This is a genomic window from Pantoea sp. UBA5923 (assembly GCF_002431095.1).
GTDB classification, from domain to species: Bacteria; Pseudomonadota; Gammaproteobacteria; order Enterobacterales; family Enterobacteriaceae; genus Pantoea; species Pantoea piersonii.
In genome coordinates this window covers 30,415-49,138 of the sequence record NZ_DJDN01000048.1, presented here as the reverse complement: position 1 = coordinate 49,138, position 18,724 = coordinate 30,415, and the positions used below count along the sequence as shown (strand labels likewise).

General features: G+C 58.1%; 17 protein-coding genes, 6 tRNA genes and 1 other RNA gene. 8 read left to right on the top strand and 16 right to left on the bottom strand.

Going from position 1 to position 18,724, the window contains the following annotated elements:
* Positions 1–41: 41 nt before the first annotated feature.
* Positions 42–2,060, top strand: coding sequence for an NAD-dependent DNA ligase LigA (gene ligA / locus B3797_RS11695; protein WP_311782870.1), 2,019 nt, complete (start codon positions 42–44; stop codon positions 2,058–2,060).
* Between the two features lies 1 nt (position 2,061).
* Positions 2,062–2,280 (top strand): DUF3820 family protein, encoded by a 219-nt coding sequence (locus tag B3797_RS11690; RefSeq protein ID WP_120458179.1) that lies wholly within the window; start codon positions 2,062–2,064, stop codon positions 2,278–2,280.
* Between the two features lie 27 nt (positions 2,281–2,307).
* Here the strand turns inward: B3797_RS11690 and B3797_RS11685 are convergent, their stop codons facing one another.
* Positions 2,308–3,318: a bile acid:sodium symporter family protein gene (locus tag B3797_RS11685; RefSeq protein WP_311782869.1), complete on the bottom strand. Its 1,011-nt coding sequence runs from the start codon at positions 3,316–3,318 to the stop codon at positions 2,308–2,310.
* Positions 3,319–3,413: 95 nt separating this feature from the next.
* Here B3797_RS11685 and B3797_RS11680 point away from each other — a divergent pair, with 95 nt between their 5' ends.
* Positions 3,414–4,334, top strand: a complete 921-nt coding sequence (locus B3797_RS11680) for a LysR family transcriptional regulator (protein ID WP_311791153.1) — start codon at positions 3,414–3,416, stop codon at positions 4,332–4,334.
* On the opposite strand, the gene B3797_RS11675 is transcribed toward B3797_RS11680, so the two are convergent.
* The 6 genes from B3797_RS11675 to B3797_RS11650 all read right to left on the bottom strand — a co-directional run bounded on the left by B3797_RS11675 (position 4,331) and on the right by B3797_RS11650 (position 5,401).
* A complete protein-coding gene (locus B3797_RS11675) occupies positions 4,331–4,678 on the bottom strand; it encodes a FlxA-like family protein (protein ID WP_311791152.1) in 348 nt (115 codons plus the stop codon). The genes B3797_RS11680 and B3797_RS11675 overlap by 4 nt on opposite strands.
* Before the next feature lie 158 nt (positions 4,679–4,836).
* Positions 4,837–4,970, bottom strand: a non-coding RNA gene (locus B3797_RS11670) — RtT sRNA.
* Between the two features lie 44 nt (positions 4,971–5,014).
* A tRNA-Lys gene (locus B3797_RS11665) sits at positions 5,015–5,090 on the bottom strand.
* Positions 5,091–5,094: 4 nt separating this feature from the next.
* A tRNA-Val gene (locus B3797_RS11660) sits at positions 5,095–5,170 on the bottom strand.
* A gap of 41 nt (positions 5,171–5,211) precedes the next feature.
* Positions 5,212–5,287: transfer RNA gene (locus tag B3797_RS11655), tRNA-Val, on the bottom strand.
* A 38-nt stretch (positions 5,288–5,325) separates the two neighbouring features.
* Positions 5,326–5,401: transfer RNA gene (locus B3797_RS11650), tRNA-Val, on the bottom strand.
* A 271-nt stretch (positions 5,402–5,672) separates the two neighbouring features.
* Here B3797_RS11650 and gltX point away from each other — a divergent pair.
* Entirely contained in the window at positions 5,673–7,088 is a 1,416-nt protein-coding gene (gene gltX / locus B3797_RS11645) for a glutamate--tRNA ligase (protein ID WP_311791151.1), read from the top strand.
* A gap of 36 nt (positions 7,089–7,124) precedes the next feature.
* Here the strand turns inward: gltX and B3797_RS11640 are convergent, their stop codons facing one another.
* On the bottom strand, positions 7,125–7,478 hold the full coding sequence (locus B3797_RS11640; protein WP_311791150.1) for a YfeC-like transcriptional regulator: 354 nt from the start codon (positions 7,476–7,478) through the stop codon (positions 7,125–7,127).
* Positions 7,479–7,588: 110 nt separating this feature from the next.
* On the bottom strand, positions 7,589–8,377 hold the full coding sequence (locus tag B3797_RS11635; RefSeq protein ID WP_311782864.1) for a formate/nitrite transporter family protein: 789 nt from the start codon (positions 8,375–8,377) through the stop codon (positions 7,589–7,591).
* A 353-nt stretch (positions 8,378–8,730) separates the two neighbouring features.
* Here B3797_RS11635 and B3797_RS11630 point away from each other — a divergent pair.
* Positions 8,731–8,806: transfer RNA gene (locus B3797_RS11630), tRNA-Ala, on the top strand.
* A gap of 45 nt (positions 8,807–8,851) precedes the next feature.
* A tRNA-Ala gene (locus B3797_RS11625) sits at positions 8,852–8,927 on the top strand.
* Between the two features lie 118 nt (positions 8,928–9,045).
* Here the strand turns inward: B3797_RS11625 and B3797_RS11620 are convergent.
* The 5 genes from B3797_RS11620 to B3797_RS11600 form a co-directional block, all read right to left on the bottom strand.
* A complete protein-coding gene (locus tag B3797_RS11620; protein WP_311791149.1) occupies positions 9,046–10,659 on the bottom strand; it encodes a rhodanese homology domain-containing protein in 1,614 nt (537 codons plus the stop codon).
* On the bottom strand, positions 10,652–11,242 hold the full coding sequence (locus tag B3797_RS11615; protein WP_311791148.1) for a cysteine dioxygenase: 591 nt from the start codon (positions 11,240–11,242) through the stop codon (positions 10,652–10,654). The genes B3797_RS11620 and B3797_RS11615 overlap by 8 nt, the downstream gene beginning before the upstream one ends.
* Complete coding sequence (locus tag B3797_RS11610) at positions 11,239–12,219, bottom strand: ABC transporter substrate-binding protein (RefSeq protein WP_311791147.1); 981 nt, start codon at positions 12,217–12,219, stop codon at positions 11,239–11,241. The genes B3797_RS11615 and B3797_RS11610 overlap by 4 nt, the downstream gene beginning before the upstream one ends.
* Complete coding sequence (locus B3797_RS11605) at positions 12,219–13,304, bottom strand: LLM class flavin-dependent oxidoreductase (RefSeq protein ID WP_311791146.1); 1,086 nt, start codon at positions 13,302–13,304, stop codon at positions 12,219–12,221. Before B3797_RS11605 ends, B3797_RS11610 begins: the two co-directional genes overlap by 1 nt.
* A 287-nt stretch (positions 13,305–13,591) precedes the next feature.
* Positions 13,592–14,782, bottom strand: coding sequence for a NupC/NupG family nucleoside CNT transporter (locus tag B3797_RS11600; protein ID WP_311782859.1), 1,191 nt, complete (start codon positions 14,780–14,782; stop codon positions 13,592–13,594).
* A 368-nt stretch (positions 14,783–15,150) separates the two neighbouring features.
* On the opposite strand from B3797_RS11600, the gene B3797_RS11595 reads away from it, so the two are divergent.
* The gene (locus B3797_RS11595) at positions 15,151–16,389 is read left to right on the top strand and encodes an Nramp family divalent metal transporter (RefSeq protein WP_311782858.1); all 1,239 of its coding nucleotides are present in this window, start codon (positions 15,151–15,153) and stop codon (positions 16,387–16,389) included.
* A gap of 142 nt (positions 16,390–16,531) precedes the next feature.
* The gene (locus tag B3797_RS11590; RefSeq protein ID WP_311791145.1) at positions 16,532–17,125 is read left to right on the top strand and encodes an NAD(P)H-dependent oxidoreductase; all 594 of its coding nucleotides are present in this window, start codon (positions 16,532–16,534) and stop codon (positions 17,123–17,125) included.
* Between the two features lie 29 nt (positions 17,126–17,154).
* On the opposite strand, the gene B3797_RS11585 is transcribed toward B3797_RS11590, so the two are convergent.
* Positions 17,155–17,496, bottom strand: coding sequence for a DUF2502 domain-containing protein (locus B3797_RS11585; RefSeq protein WP_311782856.1), 342 nt, complete (start codon positions 17,494–17,496; stop codon positions 17,155–17,157).
* Positions 17,497–17,666: 170 nt separating this feature from the next.
* Positions 17,667–18,656, bottom strand: coding sequence for an L-glyceraldehyde 3-phosphate reductase (gene mgrA / locus B3797_RS11580; RefSeq protein ID WP_311791144.1), 990 nt, complete (start codon positions 18,654–18,656; stop codon positions 17,667–17,669).
* Positions 18,657–18,724 lie beyond the last annotated feature (68 nt).

Sequence of the window (18,724 nt, the reverse complement as noted above, 5' to 3'; positions counted from 1 at the left end):
AAACCCCCGCCTGTCGGGGGTTTTTTATCTGATGGGGCAATATGAAATCCGTTCAGGACCAGATCACCGAACTGCGCACCACGCTGCGCCATCATGAATATCTTTATCATGTTATGGATGCGCCCGAGATACCGGACGCCGAATATGACCGCCTGATGCGCGAACTGCGCGCGCTGGAAGAGCAGCATCCCGATCTTATAACGCCCGACTCACCGACCCAGCGCGTCGGTGCGGCGCCGCTGACGGTATTTGAACAGGTGCGCCATGAGGTGCCAATGCTGTCGCTGGACAATACCTTTGACGAAGCTGGTTTCCTCGCCTTCAACAAGCGCGTACAGGATCGCCTGAAAAGCAGCGATGATATCGCCTACTGCTGCGAACTGAAGCTGGATGGCCTGGCGGTAAGCCTGCTCTATGAAAATGGCCTGCTGACGCGCGCCGCGACCCGCGGCGACGGCACTACAGGAGAGAACATCACCGCTAACGTCCGCACCATCGGCGCGATCCCGCTGCGCCTGAAGGGCGATGATTTCCCCGCGCGGCTGGAAGTGCGCGGCGAAGTCTTTATGACGCAGCGCGGCTTTGAAAAGCTCAATGCCGAAGCGCGTCGCACCGACGGCAAGGTCTTTGCCAACCCGCGTAACGCCGCCGCCGGATCGCTGCGTCAGCTCGACCCGCGCATCACCGCGAAGCGCCCGCTGACCTTTTTCTGCTACGGCTTCGGCCTGCTGGAAGGGGGGGAACTCCCGGGCAGCCACTATGCGCGACTGCAGCAGTTTAAAGCCTGGGGATTGCCGGTCAGCGACCGGATCAGGCTGGTACAGGGCGCGGAAGAGGCGCTGGCGTTTTATCGGAATGTAGAAGAGACGCGTCCCGGTCTGGGATTCGATATTGACGGCGTGGTGATTAAAGTCGATTCGCAGGCGCTGCAGGAGCGCCTCGGTTTTGTGGCGCGCGCGCCGCGCTGGGCTGTGGCGTTCAAGTTTCCCGCGCAGGAACAGATGACGTTCGTGCGCGACGTAGAATTTCAGGTAGGGCGTACCGGCGCCGTGACGCCGGTAGCGCGTCTGGAGCCGGTTCTGGTGGCGGGCGCGATGGTGAGCAATGCGACCCTGCACAACGCGGATGAAATCGAGCGTCTTGGCCTGCGCATTGGCGATAAGGTGGTGATCCGCCGCGCGGGCGACGTCATTCCACAGGTTGTAAACGTGGTGCTCTCCGAGCGTCCGGCCGATGCGCGCGAAGTGGTTTTCCCCACGCACTGCCCGGTATGCGGCTCTGACGTTGAGCGCGTCGAGGGTGAGGCCGTGACGCGCTGTACCGGCGGGCTAATCTGCGGCGCGCAGCGCAAAGAGGCGCTGAAGCACTTTGTCTCGCGTCGCGCGATGGACGTCGATGGCCTGGGCGATAAAATTATCGATCAGCTGGTGGAGACCGAATATGTCAAAACGCCTGCGGATCTGTTCCGCCTGACGCCGGAGAAGCTGCTTGGCCTGGATCGCATGGGGCCGAAATCCGCGCAAAACGTGGTAAACGCGCTGGAGAAAGCGAAATCGACTACGCTGGCGCGTTTCCTCTACGCGCTCGGCATTCGTGAAGTGGGCGAAGCGACCGCCGCCAATCTGGCGAATCACTTCGGCGAGCTGCAAAAAGTGATGGATGCCGACCTGGAGGCGCTGATTGCGGTTCAGGATGTCGGCACCGTTGTCGCCACCCACGTGCGCAACTTTATGGAAGAAGAGAGCAACCGCGAAGTCATTCGCCAGCTGGTGGAAGAGGCGGGGGTACACTGGCCCAATATTGAGGTGGTGAAGGCGGAAGAGATCGACAGCCCGTTCGCCGGTAAAACCGTGGTGCTGACCGGTTCGCTGACGCAGCTAACGCGCGATGAGGCTAAAGATCGTCTGACCGCGCTTGGCGCGAAGGTGAGCGGCAGCGTATCGAAGAAAACCGATCTGGTCATCGCGGGCGAAGCGGCTGGCTCCAAGCTGGTTAAAGCGCAGGAGCTAGGCATTGAGGTTATCGACGAAGCCGAAATGATTCGGCTGCTGGATGCCTGATATGGACAAGGCGTTCCTGGTAGAGATCGCCAATACGGCGATGCCGTTCGGCAAGTATAAAGGCTGCCTGCTTATCGATCTGCCGGAGCCTTACCTGCTGTGGTTCGCGCGCAAAGCGGAGTTTCCCTCCGGCCATTTAGGCGAGCTGATGCAGATGACGCTCGCTATCAAAATTGAAGGCCTGGAAGGTCTGGTCAAACCGCTTAAACGCAACGCGTAAAAAAGCCCGCTTCGGCGGGCTTTTTTATTACTTCTGCGACTCCACGACGGTCGGCCTCATCTCTTGCTTCTGCTTCTTCTCATGGCTGGCTTTGTAGCGCTGCGCGATATAAGAGCAGATCATCAGCTGCACCTGATGGAAAATCATAAGCGGCAGCACAATAATCCCCACCGCGCTGGCCGGGAAGAGAATGTTTGCCATCGGCACGCCGTTCGCCAGGCTCTTTTTCGAACCGCAAAACAGCACCACGATTTCATCAGCGCGGTTAAAGCCGAACAGGCGCGAGGCGCAGAGATTAATTGTCAACACCAGCGCCAGCAGCAGCAGACAGCCCGCCAGGATCCACAGCAGGGTATCAATGCCGACGCGATGCCAGATGCCGTTAACTACTGCTTCGCTAAAGGCGGAGTAGACCACCAGCAGAATTGAAGTCTGATCGGTTTTGCCGATCAGGCTGCGATGCCTTTCCACCCAGCCGGCAATCCAGCGGCGCGACAGGTGACCCAGCACAAAGGGCACCAGCAGCTGCAGCATAATTTTGCCGACCTGCTCAAGCCCGTTGGTGGGCGCGCTGCTGTGCACGTCCATAACCAGATTCACCAGCAGCGGAGAGATAAAGACGCCCAGCAGGCTCGACGCCGAGGCGCTGCATACCGCCGCTGCTACGTTGCCGCCCGCTATTGAGGTAAAGGCGATAGCGGACTGTACGGTGGCGGGCAGAATGCAGAGATAGATAAAGCCGGTATAGATCTCTGCGCTGACCTTAACCGGGTGCCACCAGACGATCAGCAGGCCGATAATCGGAAAGAGCACAAAGGTGCTGAACATAATCCACAAATGCAGCCGCCAGTGGCTACTGCCCGCAATGATCTTTTCGCGTGACAGCTTGGCGCCGTGCATGAAAAAGAGCAGGGCGATAGCGGCAGTGGTCAGGTATTCAAAAATATCGACAAAGACGCCTTTAGCAGGCAGAAAGGTGGCCAGCAGCACCGTGATGATCAGTTTGATCATCATCGGATCGAGTCGCAGAAATCCCATTGTTAAAATCCGGTTAAAATTTACATGGTGTGATTGTGCGGGATGCGGGTTTAGAAATAAAATTGATTTATTGCATCAATCTATGAGCACTTTCGATGAATTATACTTTACGCCAGCTGCGCACCTTTGTCGCCGTCGCCCACTATGGCGGATTCAGCCAGGCTGGACAGGCGATTGGTTTAAGCCAGTCCGCCGTCAGCCACAGCATTAAAGAGCTGGAAGCCGTTATCGGCGTGCGGCTGCTCGACAGAACGACCCGCGAAGTGATGCTGACGGAAGCGGGGCAGCAGCTCGCCTCGCGCATGGCAAGCCTGCTGGAAGAGATGAACTCTACGCTGCTGGATATTCGCAGCTACGGCGAACAGCGCAGCGGTACGGTGCGCATCGCCGCCAGCCAGACCATCTCCGCGCATCTGATGCCGCAATGCCTCGCCGCGAGCCAGCAAAGCTATCCCGACATCAGGATTATTTTGCATGACCGAGTGCAGGAGATGGTTTTGCAGAGCGTACGCAATGCCGAAGTCGATTTCGGTATTGTTATCGGCCCGCTTAACGACAGCGATCTCGACTGCCAGGCGATTCTGGACGAGCCTTTTTTGCTGTTATGCCGCAGCGACGATCCGCTCGCTTCGGTGGAAAAAGCGCAGTGGCGCATGCTGGCGGGACGCACCATGGTGTTGCAGGATTACGCTTCTGGCAGCCGGGTGTTAATCGACGCGGCGCTGCGACAGCAGCAGGTCAAGGTAAACGTCGTGCAGGAAATTGGACATCCGGCGACGCTGTTTCCCATGGTCGATGCGGGCATCGGCATCAGTATCTTACCGGCGCTGGCGCTGCCGCTTCCGGCGGGCAGGGCGCTGACCGTGCGCCGACTCTATCCTGAAATCAACCGCAGCCTGGTGCTGGTTAAGCGCAAGAACCGGTCGCTGACGCCTGCGGCGCAGGCGATCTGGCAGGAAGCGCGTCAGCAGGCGACGCTGCTGACGCAACAACGCGCGATAAATCCAGCGTTTTAGATATAGACGTTAACCTGATTGGTGGCGGTCGGACGATTAATGCCGTCGGCAGCCTGAACGCTTGCAGCCTGTTTCGCCGGTTCGCTGTTCTGCTGCGCCTGTTCGGTCTGCTTCTGTTCAAGCTGAGCGATCTGCGCTTCGAGCATGGCGATTTGCGACTGGTACATCTGCTCCATTTCAGATTTCTGCTCGTCGGTCATATCCTGATTATCCGACAGCTCTTTAACCTGCTTCGTGATGCTCTGGATCTGCTTATTGAGCGCGGAAATCTGCGACGAGACGCTGGCGTTGCTGCTACCGGCGCTACTGCCTGTACTGCCAGATAAAGCGGATATTGCTGACATCTTTTTTCTCCTTGCATGCAAATAGACAAAATCGTTATCGGTTCAGAAGAAAAAGGCTTGAGGCAAGAAAGCGTTAAGGTTTGGAAAAGGTATTGTCGGGGCCGCGGCGCAGTGGCCGGAAACGAAAAAAGCGCCCGTTGGGCGCTTTTCTCTGAATTTGGTGGGTCGTGCAGGATTTGCCTCGGCCCGTCCGGGGCCTCGCCCTGCGGGTGATGCTTTGCATCAGCCTGAATCGCTCCGGCGATTCAGTCGAACCTGCGCAGGTTCTCATCCTGCACGTTAAGCTCAGGCGCACAGAAACGAAAAAAGCGCCCGTTGGGCGCTTTTCTCTGAATTTGGTGGGTCGTGCAGGATTCGAACCTGCGACCAATTGATTAAAAGTCAACTGCTCTACCGACTGAGCTAACGACCCGAAGTGGTGGGTGATGACGGGCTCGAACCGCCGACCCCCTCCTTGTAAGGGAGATGCTCTACCAACTGAGCTAATCACCCACTTCGGTACTGCTTAACAAGAGTGTCATCTGACTAAGATATGGTGGGTGATGACGGGCTCGAACCGCCGACCCCCTCCTTGTAAGGGAGATGCTCTACCAACTGAGCTAATCACCCATATCTTATCTCTTGTTCACTGCGGGCCACCTTTAGAGTGGTGGGTGATGACGGGCTCGAACCGCCGACCCCCTCCTTGTAAGGGAGATGCTCTACCAACTGAGCTAATCACCCCCGCTGTGTGGAGTCGCATTATAGGGATCCTTCGAAGTGAGTCAACGCTTTTTAAAACTAAAATGCGCGTTCGCTTCAAAATTAGACATCCCGCGCTGCTTTTAGCCAATGTGCTGGTTTTATTAGCAGAAACCGGCCGCTTTCCCCCTTTGCGCAGGCGCGCAGTCATTGAGGATTCAACGCCAGGTGCTAGAATGTGCGCACAGTTTTTCGCGTCTAACCCGTTTTTTGTCATCCAGACAAAGAACCTGCGCATCTAAGGCACTGCTGAATGAAAATCAAAACTCGCTTCGCGCCCAGCCCGACCGGCTACCTGCATGTTGGCGGCGCACGCACCGCGCTCTACTCCTGGCTTTTCGCACGTCATAACCAGGGCGAATTTGTCCTGCGTATCGAAGACACCGATCTGGAGCGTTCCACGCCGGAAGCCATCGAAGCCATTATGGATGGCATGAACTGGCTGAGCCTGGACTGGGACGAGGGTCCCTACTACCAGACCAAACGCTTCGATCGCTATAACGCGGTTATCGACGACATGCTGGAAGCGGGCACCGCCTATAAATGCTACTGCTCGAAAGAGCGCCTGGAGCAGCTGCGCGAAACGCAAATGGCGAACGGCGAAAAGCCGCGCTACGACGGTCACTGCCGCGACAGCCATGAACATCACGCGGCGGACGAGCCTTGCGTGGTGCGCTTCCGCAACCCGCAGGAAGGGTCGGTTATCTTTGACGACCAGATCCGCGGCCCGATCGAGTTCAGCAACCAGGAGCTGGACGACCTGATTATCCGCCGCACCGACGGTTCGCCGACCTATAACTTCTGCGTCGTTGTTGACGACTGGGATATGGGCATCACCCATGTGATTCGCGGCGAAGACCATATCAACAATACGCCGCGCCAGATCAACATCCTTAAAGCGATCGGCGCGCAGGTGCCGATCTACGCGCACGTCTCTATGATTTTGGGCGACGACGGCAAAAAGCTCTCCAAGCGTCACGGCGCGGTAGGGGTTATGCAGTACCGCGAAGACGGCTACCTGCCGGAAGCGCTGCTTAACTACCTGGTGCGTCTGGGCTGGTCCCATGGCGATCAGGAGATCTTCTCTGTTCCAGAGATGAAAGAGCTGTTTACGCTGGACGCCGTCAGCAAATCTGCCAGCGCGTTCAACACCGAAAAGCTGCTGTGGCTCAATCATCACTACATTAACAGCATGCCGCCGCAATATGTGGCGACCCATCTGCAGTGGCATATCGAACAGCAGAATATCGACACCCGCACCGGCCCGGAACTGGCGAAGCTGGTCACGCTGCTGGGCGAGCGCAGCAAAACGCTGAAAGAGATGGCGGCTTCCTGCCGTTACTTCTATGAAGAGTTTGATGAGTTCGATGCTGACGCGGCGAAAAAACATCTGCGCCCGGTTGCGCGGCAGCCGCTGGAGGTGGTGCGCGATAAACTGGCCGCTATCAGCGACTGGACGGCGGAAAACGTGCACCATGCGATTCAAAGTACGGCGGATGAGCTGGAAGTCGGGATGGGCAAGGTCGGCATGCCGCTGCGCGTCGCCGTCACCGGCGCAGGCCAGTCGCCAGGACTGGACGTCACTGTTGAAGCCATCGGGCAGCGCCGTAGCGTAGCGCGTATCGACAAAGCGCTGGCTTTTATCGCTGAACGCGAAGCGCAGGCCTGACAGACAAAAACCGGAAGCGCGATGCTTCCGGTTTTTTTATTCTTCGCTAATCCCCAGCCGCTGAAGCACGCCTTTAATCCCTTCACGCAAAATCAGCGCGACAAGCTTATCCTGCTCACTTTGCGACATTTGCTGTACAGAACTTAATAGTAACGCAGGTAAAGAGTTCTGCTGCGTGGTGTAGGAGGCGGTGGGTTCGTTCAGGTTGCGCATGGACTGAATAAAGTTTTTCACGCGCTCGTCAATATGAATCAATCTCGCTTTACCGCCCTGTACGCCGGGCTTCGGCGTGGTGGTCCAGTTTTCGCGCTTGATCCATTTATTGACCGTTTGACGGCTGTAACCTGTTTCGTTCGCGAGTTCTTCGGGGGTTAACCATTCCTTTTTCACGATGCTGTCCCTGTGTAATACATTAGCCATACATATTACAGCAAAACGTAATGCGTGAAAGTAACACGAAGGGAAATTGCCTTTTGCCTGGCGACAAAAGGCAAAAAAAATTACTGCGCGGTACCTACTGCTTCAGCAGAAGGACGGAAGGCGAGGAAGTAGGCGAGGCCAACAAAAACAGCGCCGCCGACGCCGTTACCCAGGAACACGGCAACGAAGTTAGGCAGGTAATCCGCCCAGGTCAGCTGGCCGGCGAAGATGGCCGCAGGCACGATAAACATGTTAGCGACGACGTGCTGAAAACCGATGGCGACGAACGCCATAACCGGGAACCACATGCCGAAGATTTTGCCCACCACATCTTTACTGGCGAAGGCCAGCCATACCGCCAGGCAAACCAGCCAGTTACAGCCGATGCCGGAGATAAAGGCGTGCAGGAAGTCCGCGTGTACTTTGGCGCTGGCGATAGCGACGGTCTTCTTCAGATAGTCGCCTTCGGTCATGCCCAGCATATGGCCGAAGAACCAGGCGATAGCAAGGCTGCCGATAAAGTTAGCGATAGTGACCCAGAACCAGTTGCGCAGTACGGCGAAACCGCTAATACGGCGCGCAAACCAGGAAACCGGCATCGTCATCATATTGCCGGTCAGCAATTCGCCCCCCGCCAGTACGGTCAGGATCAGGCCGACCGGGAACACGGCAGCGCCCAGCAGGCCGCCAAATGAGCCCCACTCAGCCGGTAATGAGTTGATCACATGCAGATCAAGCAGAAAGCCGGTGGCGATAAAGGCGCCGGCCATAAAGCCAAGAATTAATAACGTCGGAATGGAGGCGCGGCTTTTAGTGACGCCAGCCTGAATCGCCAGTTGAGCGATCTCTTTAGGTGAATGCAGCGACATAGTATCTCGAATATTATTGATAGTTGTGACAGGGATGGTGTTGTTTTAAGGCGTGGGCAGCGATGACCACTTGGTTAGCGGGCTAAGTTTTACACGGCTTTTAACGGAAAACAAGAAAAATCCTAAAGGCTGTTTAACCGTAATTTAACCTGTCAAAGCAGATAAAACCGGGTGCGTAACTGCGCTGGTTAGTGCCTTCTGTAATGGCTGAATAAAAGCGGCTGAAAACAGCGTGTTCCGCTATTTGCCGCCTTTTTCAGCGATTAAACGCAGTTTTTGATTTTGCCGTTGACACCCTGAGGACGGTTTCATATCATGCCGTCCGTCGAGTAACACGACGGTTTTTTCGGTTCGGGGCTATAGCTCAGCTGGGAGAGCGCTTGCATGGCATGCAAGAGGTCAGCGGTTCGATCCCGCTTAGCTCCACCAAATCGCATCCCAACGATTTGGCACTGAAAAAACGATTCCAGATGTGGGGGTATAGCTCAGCTGGGAGAGCGCTTGCATGGCATGCAAGAGGTCAGCGGTTCGATCCCGCTTATCTCCACCATTTTAAAGACCTGATTTCTCAGGCAACTTCCTTAAGCAGCAGACCAGTCATTTAACGCATTTGCGCGCGCAAGAAAAAGAGCGACATCGCTGCCGCCCTGTTTTCATGCCCTCAATGTCTACGCCGTCACGCTTTGCGTTTCAGGCCGCAGAACGCGAAAGCCGTGTGTGCCGTCGCGATCCAGCTGCGCCACCAGCCCATACTCCCAGTCGAGATAGGCCTGCATCACCTCTGGTTCAATATCGGTGCCCTCATAAGGACGGCGATAGCGATCGATGGCAGGCGACAGCAGCGTATCCTCACCAGCCTCCGTCGGCAGTCCGGCGTTGCGCCAGGCGCTATTGCCGCCCTCCAGCAGATAAACCGGCTTGCCGGTCAGCGCCGCGACCTGTTCTACCGCATAGCCCGCCAGCAGGCTGCTGCCGCAGGTTAAGACATAGCGTTCGGCCTCTGGCAGCAGCGCTTTTCCCTGCTGTTGCAGCGTGGAGCGCAGCAGCCAGGCGGCGCCGGGAATATGGCTTTTAACATGGTTGGCGCGCGTGGTGAAATCCAGCACTTGGGTGTCGCCCTGATTCAGCCAGTCGGCCAGCCGCTGCGGCGATACGTGCTCTGCGGGCGCTACGGCGGGCACCTGCGCCGTCCAGCCGCCCGTCGCGCTGAAATCCTGCGGCTGTAAACCCTCAAGCACCGCTACTTCCCAGCCCATCTGCGCCAGCCAGGAGGCCGTCATGCTGGCGCGCACGCCGTCGTTGTCGATCAGCACGATACGCGCGCCGCGCACGCTGGCGTAGTGATCGGTTTCCTGCACCAGCTGACCGCCCGGAACGTGACGGCTGCCCGGCAGATGACCGGCGGCGAACTCATCGGCGTCACGCACGTCGAACAGATATGTGGTGCGGGCCTCCTGCTGCCAGCGCGCCAGCTGAGCGGCATCAATGCGCGCGACGCCCGCGCGATCCGCCACCTGACGCGCCTGCGCGACGGCATGACGATGAGCGGTGTCGCTGGTGGCGCCATAGCGGCGGCTTTGCTGCTGCTCAAGCGGTAAACCGGCCAGCGTCCAGCCGATGGTGCCGTTGCGCAGCGCATAGACCGGATTGCGGATCCCGGCGTTAACCAGTGACTGCGTACCGATAATGCTGCGCGTACGCCCTGCGCAGTTCACAATCACCGTGGTATCGGGGGAGGGGGCGATATCGCGCACGCGCAGCACCAGTTCTCCGCCCGGTACGCTGATGGCGCCGGGAACGGACATGGTGTGATATTCATCGAAACGGCGCGCGTCGAGCACCACCACGTCAGCCTTGTCGCGCAGCAGCGCATCAACCTGTTCCGCCGCCAGCGACGGCGTATGGTTATGGTGTTCCACCAGCTCACCAAAGGCTTTGCTCGGCGAGTTCACGTCGATAAACAGCTCGCCGCCCGCTGCACGCCAGCCTGCCAGATCGTCCTTAAGCAGGGTGATATTGCTGTAGCCCCATGCCGCCGCGCGCGCCGCTGCCGTCTGCGCCAGACCTTCGCCGTTATCGTAAAGGGTAATCGCGGTATCACGACGCGGAAGGCGATCCAGCCATTCCAGCTCCAGTTTTGAGAGCGGAATATTCACCGCAAACAGCGGATGTCCTTGCGCATAGAGTGCCTCGTCGCGGACGTCGACCAGCGCCACTTCATGCTGCTGGCGCAGCGCCTGCTGAATCTCTGCGGCGTCGCGCAGAGGAAAGGTTTTAGCCATGTGAGAGATCCCAGATATTAGGTAAGTAGCGGTTGCTGTAACCGGAGATAAAGGGTTTTTCGCTGCCGTCTTCCCGGTATACGGCGCGTTTTACCGCGCCGATATTGGCACCGTAAACGTGGATGCTGATGGATACGCGATCGTCGAAGGCGTTGCTCACGCGATGGATATCGCCGACGCGCGGCGATACCGCTTCGATATGGCCGGGGTCCAGGCGTACCGGCGCGCCGTCCGGCACCAGCCCGTCTCTGGCTTGCTTAAAGCCCTGCGACACTTCCGCACCGCGTAACATACCGATCAATCCCCAGACGCGGTGATCGTGCACCGGCGTCTGCTGACCAGGCCCCCAGACAAAGCTCACCACCGAAAAACGCTGCTGCGCGTCGGCATGCAGCAGATACTGCTGGTAATGCTGCGGATGCGGCTGGGTAAACGCCTCGTCCAGCCAGTCGTCGTGCAGCAGCAGCGGACGCAGCAGCTCGCTGCCGCGCGCCAGAAGAGTCGCCTCATCCGGCTGCTGGTCGAGCAGGGCGGCGAGCTGCGCCACAAAATCGCGCAGCCGATGATAATTAAGATCGCTCACGATTTGTTCTCCTGATAGTGACGCGCCACCTGGTTAGCGCCCTCCGCCAGACTGAAATCAAAGGCGCCGCTGACGTCCACCGCGTTGGGCAGCACCTGATAGCGATGGAAGAAGTCGGCGGATTTTTGCAGCGTAGCGATAAGCGAGGAGTCGAATACCAGCGGACGGATGCGCGCGTCGTCGATCCAGCTGCGGGTAATGGCGGTCGGCATATTGAGCGATTTTCCCAGCGCCTGCGCGAACGGCTGCGGATGCTGCGCCGCCCAGATCTGCGCCTTCGCCAGTCGCGTCAGCAGATCGGCGATAGCTTTGCGTTTCTCTGGATCGCCCAGCGCCTCTTTGCGCGCCAGCGCATAGGAGTAACCGGACATAATGCCGCTGCCGCCGCCCTGCGGCACGCGTACCGTACCGTCGACCTGGGTTGAGGTGGCGATATAAGGCTCCCAGGGCGCCCAGGCGGAAACCGCGCCAGAGGTGAGCGCCGCGCGGCCGTCCACCGGGCCGAGGAAACGCAGCGTCACCACATTGGGCTTCAGGCCGGCGCGCTCCAGCAGGCCAAGGATCAGATAGTGTCCCCAGCCGCCGCGGTTAACGGCGATCTGCTTCCCTTTCAGATCCTGCAGGCGGTGGATCCCGGCGTCAGGACGCGTCAGCAGCGCGATGCTGTCTGGATTGTTCTGCCACGCCCCGACCGCTTTAACCGGTGCGCCTGCGGCATAGACAAACAGGAACGGCAGATCGCCGGTAAAGCCGACGTCCAGCGCGCCCGCATTCAGCACTTCCTGCACCGGCGCGCCAGCGTCGAACGCGGTGAGCTTCAGCTCATAGGGCAGGTTTTCCAGCTCGCCGGAGGCCTTCAGCGCGGCGAAACGATCTCCTTTCACGTCGCCAAGGCGCAGCGTCACTTTTTCGGCGGCGAGGGCGTGATGAAGGCTTAACGCCAGCGTGATACCGGCAAACAGGGCGGCCAGACGCATCAGGCGATCCTCTTGCCGCGCGTCAGGGCGGCGACTTTTTCGCGCGTTAGCGGCAGCAGTTCGCGGCCATACTCCACCGCGTCGTTCAGCGGATCGAAGCCGCGGATCAGTACGCTGTCGATACCGAGGTTGTAGTAATCCAGCAGCGCGTCGGAAACCTGATCCGCGGTGCCCACCAGCGCAGTGGAGTTGTAGCCGCCGCTCACTAGCTTCGTGATGCCGGTCCACAGCACTTTATCGTGGCGGTCGCTTTCGTTAGCCGCCGCCAGCAAGCGCTGCGCGCCCACGCTTTGCGGTTTTGGCAGGCCAAAGGAGTAGCCCGACTCGGCCAGCTGCTTCTGCGCCGTCTGATAAATATGTTCCGCGCGCTCCCAGGCCTCTTTCTCGGTTTTGCCGATAATCGGGCGGAAAGAGATATTGAATTTAATCTCGCGGCCTCTTTTCGCCGCGGCGGCGCGTACGGTTTGCACAGTTTCCGCCGCGCCCTGCAGCGGCTCGCCCCACAGCGCGAAAACATCGGCGTGGCGCGCGGCGACCTCAATCGCCTCTGGCGAAGAGCCGCCAAAGTAGACCGGCAGTTTGCTTTGCAGCGGCTTGATGGCGGAAAAGGCCTGCTCGGCGCGGTAAAAGTCGCCCTGGTGATCCCAGGCTTCCGCCGAGGTCAGGCTTTTATTCAGCACGCTGAGAAACTCGTCGGTGCGCGCATAACGTTCCGCTTTATTGAGGAAGTCGCCGTCGCGGCGCTGCTCGCTGTCGCTGCCGCCGCTGATGATATGCACCGCCAGGCGTCCGTCGGTGAGGTGATCGAGCGACGCCAGCTTACGCGCCGCCAGCGTCGGCGACACAAAGCCCGGACGATGCGCCAGTAAAAACTTAATGCGCGAGGTGCTGGCGGCGGCGTGTGCCGTGACTAAAAAGCCGTCTGGTTGATCGGACCAGTAGCCCACCAGAACCCGATCAAATCCCGCCTCTTCATGGGCGCGGGCGAAATCAGCAATGTACTTTTTATCGAATAACGGCCCGCTGGCCGGAATGATTTCAGAGGCCAGACGATGGCCGATCATGCCCAGAAACTGAATGCTCATGCGCTTCTCCTGATGTTGAGTTACCAGAAAAACTACGGGGCGGCGGGCGTGAGATGAAATTCGATATTGTGCAAAGGATTTGCGGGAAACGGGGAAGGGCGGCGCAGCGCGGCTGAGACGAGGCGAAAGGCGTTATAACAAGCAGGAATAATTAAGAATAAGGGCGAGACATGGTCTCGCCCTGCAACGCTCTGCCCGGAGGCAGCGCGAAAGTGAGTGGTTTAACAAAGCGCTCCACCACATCCTGTCGCGGGGCGCTTTGCTTTCCGTTCTCTCTCGCCTGTCCGTCAGAACGCCAGCACCAGACCGGCAATGGCGGCGGAAAGCACGCTAACCAGCGTTGAGCCGTAGAGCAGCTTCAGGCCGAAGCGCGACACCACGTTGCCTTGCTCCTCGTTCAGGCCTTTGATAGCGCCTGCAACGATGCCGATTGAAGAGAAGTTGGCAAAGGAGACCAGGAACACCGACAGGATACCTTCGGAGTGCGGTGACAGATGGCCCGCCAGCTTCTGCAGATCCATCATCGCCACGAACTCGTTGGAAACCAGCTTGGTGGCCATAATGCTGCCGACCTGCAGCGCTTCGTGAGCCGGCACGCCCATCACCCAGGCAAACGGATAGAAGACGTAGCCCAGCACGCCCTGGAAGCTGATGCCGAAGATAAAGTCGAACAGCGCGTTCAGGCCAGAAATCAGCGCGATAAAGCCGATCAGCATTGCCGCGACGATAATTGCCACGCGGAAACCGGCAAGGATATATTCGCCCAGCATTTCAAAGAAACTCTGGCCTTTATGGATATCCTGCAGCTGCAGATCTTCTTCGCTGTCGACGCGGTAGGGGTTAATCAGCGACAGCACGATAAAGGTGCTGAACATATTAAGCACCAGCGCGGCGACCACATACTTTGGCTGCAGCATGGTCATATAGGCACCGACAATCGACATAGAAACGGTCGACATCGCGGTCGCGGCCATGGTGTACATGCGGCGCTGCGACATTTTGCCGAGGATATCCTTATAGGCGATAAAGTTTTCTGACTGTCCCAGAATCAGAGAGCTGACGGCGTTAAAGGATTCCAGCTTGCCCATGCCGTTGACTTTAGAGAGCACGGTGCCGATACCGCGGATCACCCACGGCAGAATACGGAAATGTTGCAGAATACCGATCAGGGCAGAGATAAAGACGATCGGACACAGCACGTTAAGGAAGAAGAACGCGAGGCCTTTATCGTTCATATTGCCAAACACGAAGTTGGTGCCTTCGCCCGCGTACTTAAGAAGATGGTCGAACAGACCAGCAAAACCTTTAACGAACCCGAGCCCTGCCTCGGAATTCAGGAAGAACCACGCCAGCAGCACTTCAATGACCAGAAGCTGGACAATGTAGCGAATACGAATACTTTTACGGTCATGGCTGACGAGTAACGCCAGCACGCCTACCACCACCAGTGCTAAAAGGAAGTGCAAAATATGGGACATGCTTGCTCCAGATTTGAGGAGGGTTGTAATTTGCTGCGTATTCTATGTAACGCGTTACTTAAAAACGAGATCAAATCCACATTATAAGGATTCGCTATCACCTGTTTTCTCAGAAAACTCTCACCCGTCACAGCCTGTTCACAAAACGTTCACATCAAATATCCACAAAAATATTGTCTATAATATACCCAGAGCGTAGAGTGAGATGCGTTGCACATTTTTTAACAAGTCTTGCTTTACCGCAAGGTATAGCAATGGCTATACTTCATAGCACTATCTATTACAGCAATAACGACAACCACATTTCACTTGCTGCGATCAGGCCATAATCTGGCAGGGTTAAAACGCGTTCAGACAGGTAGATAATTATGTTTGAGAGCCGTACCGCCGAGCGTGCCGCTCGCGGAGCCAGAAAAATCAAGCTTGCGCTGCTGGGGCCGGCCTTTATTGCCGCCATCGGCTACATCGATCCAGGCAACTTCGCCACCAATATTCAGGCTGGCGCAGCCTATGGCTACAAGCTGCTGTGGGTGGTGGTCTGGGCCAATATCATGGCGATGGTCATTCAGCTGATGTCCGCCAAGCTGGGTATCGCTACCGGTAAAAATCTTGCTGAACATATTCGCGATCGCTTTCCGCGTCCGGCGGTGTGGTTCTACTGGGTACAGGCGGAAATCATCGCGATGGCGACCGACCTGGCGGAGTTTATCGGCGCGGCGCTCGGCTTTAAGCTGCTGCTCGGCATTTCGCTGCTGCAGGGCGCGGTGCTGACCGGCGTGGCCACCTTTTTAATTCTGATGCTGCAAAGCCGCGGCCAGAAGCCGCTGGAAGTAGTGATTGGCGGCCTGCTGCTGTTCGTGGCGGCGGCCTATATCGTCGAGCTGTTCTTTTCGCAGCCAAAGGTCAGCGAGCTGGTGATGGGGATGGCGCTGCCGTCGCTGCCGACTTCAGATGCGGTATTCCTGGCGGCGGGCGTGCTGGGGGCAACCATTATGCCGCACGTTATCTATCTCCATTCGGCGCTGACGCAGTTCGGGGCAAGCGGCAATAAAAGTCAGCGCTACTCCTCGACCAAGCTGGATGTGGCGATCGCCATGACCATTGCAGGCTTTGTTAACCTGGCGATGATGGCGACCGCCGCCGCTGCGTTCCACTTCAGCGGCCACAGCGGCATCGCCGAGCTTGATCAGGCTTACCTGACGCTGACGCCGCTGCTCGGCCATGCCGCGGCAACGGTGTTCGGCCTGAGTCTGGTTGCGGCGGGCCTCTCTTCTACCGTAGTCGGCACCCTGGCCGGCCAGGTAGTGATGCAGGGTTTTATCCGCTTCCATATTCCGCTGTGGGTGCGTCGTCTGGTTACTATGCTGCCCTCTTTTATCGTGATTATGGTGGGCTGGGACCCGACGCGCATTCTGGTGATGAGCCAGGTGCTGCTGAGCTTCGGCATTGCGCTGGCGCTGGTGCCGCTGCTCTCTTTTACCGGCAACCGCGAAATTATGGGTGAGATGGTTAACTCGCGCCTGATGCAGAACACCGGCCGCGCCATCGTGGTGCTGGTGGTGGCGCTCAATGCTTATCTGCTGGTTGGCGAGATCCTCGGTCTGTAAAGCTGCTAAAAAGCTGGCCTGACTTATCACAGGCCAGCGTTTCTCTCTCTTTAACCGCATGTGCGCCTGTCTCTGCGGCCCGTCTCAACTCATCTACTATCGATATGCAGTCGTTTCCTCTTCTTCGAACAGGAGTCAGCATATGCATGCTCTGATAGTGGTCGCCCATCCCGATCGAGATTCATTCACGCACGCTGTTGCCAGGGCGGTGGCAAACGAGATCCGCTCCCCGCATACTTTTGAAATCGCGGACCTGATAGCGGAGGGGTTCGATCCACGCTATGGCGAGGCTGACCTGGCGCTGTTCCGCAACCAGTCTGCGCCGCCTGCCGACGTGCTGGCCGAGCAAAAGCGCATTGACCGCGCCGACGCGCTGGTGCTGGTTTATCCCGTTTACTGGTGGTCTTTCCCTGGCGTGCTGAAAGGCTGGATCGACCGCGTATTTACCAGCGGATGGGCGTATGGGGAGACGCCTGAAGGCAAAATCAACAAAAAGCTGGGTCGTCTGCAGGTGCATCTGTTGGGCATAGGCGGGGCGAATCTGCGTACCTATGCGCGCCGCGGCTATTATGCCGCGATGCGCACGCAGATCGACGAAGGGATTTTTGACTATGTTGGCGCGGCGGTGAAAACGTCGGAGCTGATTTTACTGCCTGACGCCGACTCGCCTGAAACGCATCTGGAAACGGCGCGGCAGACGGGACGCCGTTTGTTCCCCGGAGAAAAGCCTCTCTGAGCGCATAGCGCAAAGGCGAATAAGCCAGCTTAGTAATGGTGGCGATCGTAACGCTCGTGGTAGCGCTGCGCCTCGCGCCAGTGGTGACGGCGTTCGCGCTCATGCCAGCGGCGCTCGTGCTCCCACTGCTTCTGACGTCGCCACTCTTCATGGCGCCACCAGCGATGATTATTGTACTGGTAGCGGTCGTTCCACCAGCGCGGCTCGCGCCAGCGGCCGCCATCCCAGTAGTAACCGCGGCGATCGCGGTCTCCCAGATGCAGCGTTACGCCGGGCGCCAGGCTAATAGAGGCGCCGGCAGCCTGGACGTTTTGGATCGCCAAAGGCGACAGCATAGTCAGCAAAGCAGCAAAAATTATCGCAGGTTTCATTTTCTTCTCCTTATCAGCGGCAGAGCCGCTGTGGTGCAGGCGTTATGCCCGCGCATTGCCTGTGTGACAAGTAGAGTGTCGCTGACAATTGTGAGGAAAATCTGAAGAAAAGGGGGATTGAGACAATTCCGGCTGCAGAAACGCCCGGCGCGAACCGGGCGGACAAACAGTTACAGCAGTACGCCTTCAATAGCGGAAAGCTCGGCGATGGTGAAGTGGCGGTTCGCCAGCATATCCACCGCATCGTCGATTTGCGCGGTTTTGCTTGCGCCAATCAACACAGAGGTCATGCGGTCGTCGCGCAGCGCCCACGCCAGCGCCATCTGCGCCAGCTTCTGGCCGCGCTGTTGCGCAATCTCATTCAGCCTGCGCACTTTTTCCATTTTCTCATCAGTGAGCTGCTCCTCGCGCAGGAATTTACTGCCGCTGGCAACGCGTGAATCCTGCGGAATGCCCTGCAGATAACGGTCGGTCAACACGCCGCCCGCCAGAGGAGAGAAGGCGATGCAGCCGACGCCATTGTCGCCTAAGGTATCCAGCAGGCCGTTTTCCAGGCCGCGTTCAAACATCGAATAGCGCGGCTGGTGGATCAGGCAGGGCGTGCCCAGATCGCGCAGGATCGCGATCGCTTCCGCCGCGCGATCCGCCGGATAGTTAGAGATAGCGGCATAGAGCGCCTTGCCCTGACGCACCACCTGATCCAGCGCGCGCATGGTCTCTTCCAGCGGCGTCTCCGGGTCGGGGCGATGGTGATAAAAGATATCGACATACTCCAGCCCCATACGTTTCAGGCTCTGATCGAGGCTGGAGATAAGGTATTTACGCGAGCCCCAGTCACCGTAAGGGCCGTCCCACATGGTGTAGCCCGCTTTGGTGGAGATCACCAGCTCGTCGCGGCAGGCGCGAAAATCTTCGCGCAGAATGCGGCCAAAGTTCTCTTCCGCCGAGCCAGGCGGCGGGCCGTAGTTGTTCGCCAGATCAAAATGGGTAATGCCGCGATCGAACGCATGGCGTAGCAGTTCGCGGCTGTTGTCGACGCGCGTGCTGTCGCCGAAGTTATGCCACAGGCCAAGCGAAATCGCGGGCAGCTTAAGCCCGCTGCGGCCGCTGCGGCGGTATTCCATCTGCTGATAACGGCCGGGATGCGGAAGGTAGGTCATACGGCGTTCCTGTCTCAGGGAAGAATTTTCAAGCGCAAGAATAGCAGTGTATACGTTTACACACAGTC